Below are 1673 nucleotides of genomic sequence, written 5' to 3'. Positions count from 1 at the left end.
TGAATTGATTTTCTCCCTAATCTCTGTAAGAATTGATTTTAATTTTCTATAAATAAGGGATTTGCTTCAAAAAAATGGAGTGCCCCCCTAACGGTCACATATATGAAATGTTGGGGACTGCGGGCGTCATCACTGTCTGCCGTTACAAAAGTTGGTGCGGGGCAGAAAGGTTCGTGTAAATACTTAAACCCCAATATTTTATATATGATGTTGGCGGTATGTTGTTATTTAAATTTGTCAATTCGCTTTAATGCTTCATTAATTGTATTATCATCAAACAATATTTTGTATTTGTCTTTAAGTATTATGGCTTCAAATGTCAAATCCAGTCTTTTTATCTCCCATAGTTTAACAAAACCTGATTGAATAGAATCTACGCCGGTAGCAATAAGTCTTTTAGGAGTACCTATTGCACCGTATTTTTCAATTAAGTCATAAATCCCATTGTAGTTTAATTTTACTTTTAGATTTTTGCATTCCGAAAGAGTATTAAGTAATTCATCTCTAAGCTCATTTTCAATTTGTTCAAGCTCAATTTCACTCGCAATCACCCCATTTGAAATGCATGATGAAAAATTTGATTGCCCATATACAATTGAATTTTCAATAATCTTTTTAAATCGAACATTGTATTGTTTAATGACTCCTTTATTATCAGTAATTATTATTGACTCATAATTTTTGTATTCCGCATTATAGGTATAATTATAAGAACCCATAAGAATTTTCTCATTATCAAAAATTGCGAATTTCTCATGCAAGAATTTATAATGTTCCGATGGTATTATTCTTATTTCTCCGCCATGTCTTATAAAAGGGTCTTTATCTAGCCTTAGATTAATCTTATCATCGCTGATTAAAATTGAAACAGTCACTCCATTATCCAATTTTTCAATGAGTTCTCCAAGTATCTCTTTATTAGTGAACCACGCAACAGCAATTTTAATTTCATGTTGCGAATTTTGAATACACTCGATAATACTTGTTTTAATATTTTTAAAAGAAGCTTTTAATATGGTTGTTTCATTTATCATTTCATCTTGTCCTTAAAGAGTCCTATTTAAATAATTCCATTTAAAGAAACCTGTATCAATTAATAGAAATAAGATAAGACAAATAGCAAATTTTGCTGAATCAAGTCGAAAAAATGTACTATCTAAAACTAATGAATTATATTTCTTTTGCCTAAAAATCATAAGCAAAAACAATCCAATTGGAAAAACCCAAAATACATTCAAGGAATTTATAGTCCAATCATTTTTTAAGAAGTCAAGGATATTCATATTAAAAGGGTAAAGCATAATAAAAATCCCTGAAAATTTATAGAAGTCAATTGAGTTCATTCTTTGTCGTAAGAACCCCAAACCTGAATATATTAAAAGAATACCTAACAGCAAATCGGAAATCAATGAAGTCATTGGCAACATAATAAAAAACAGGATGCTTGAAAAATGATATGCAATAATATGATATACAGAAAAGTATAGTAAATACAGCCCTACTAATATTGAGCATATACTAATTATTGACTCAAGAAAGGAAAGTCTTCTAAATAAACTATTTATGGTTTGAATCATTTTTCTCATTAGCATGGTTTTTCTGTTTCAATTACCGCCAACGGTGATTTGTATGTGGCGGTTTTGCACACCCGAAATTATCTAAAAACGTGAAAG

Annotated in this window: 1 protein-coding gene; it reads right to left on the bottom strand. The window is 29.6% G+C overall.

Going from position 1 to position 1673, the window contains the following annotated elements; translation table 11 throughout:
* Positions 1–224: 224 nt before the first annotated feature.
* A complete protein-coding gene (locus B5X70_RS17635) occupies positions 225–1034 on the bottom strand; it encodes a phospholipase D-like domain-containing protein (protein ID WP_079559219.1) in 810 nt (269 codons plus the stop codon).
* Positions 1035–1673 lie beyond the last annotated feature (639 nt).

Origin of the sequence: Alkalitalea saponilacus, from assembly GCF_900168165.1 — a bacterium.
In the GTDB taxonomy this organism is placed as follows: Bacteria; Bacteroidota; Bacteroidia; order Bacteroidales; family Marinilabiliaceae; genus Natronoflexus; species Natronoflexus saponilacus.
The sequence above is the reverse complement of the archived record's forward strand: the minus strand, read 5'-3'. Positions and strand labels throughout refer to the sequence as shown.

What these genes read in the sequence shown, in the direction of transcription:
- B5X70_RS17635 (WP_079559219.1), bottom strand. Translation starts at nt 1,034, where the DNA reads ATGATAAATGAAACAACCATATTAAAAGCTTCTTTTAAAAATATTAAA.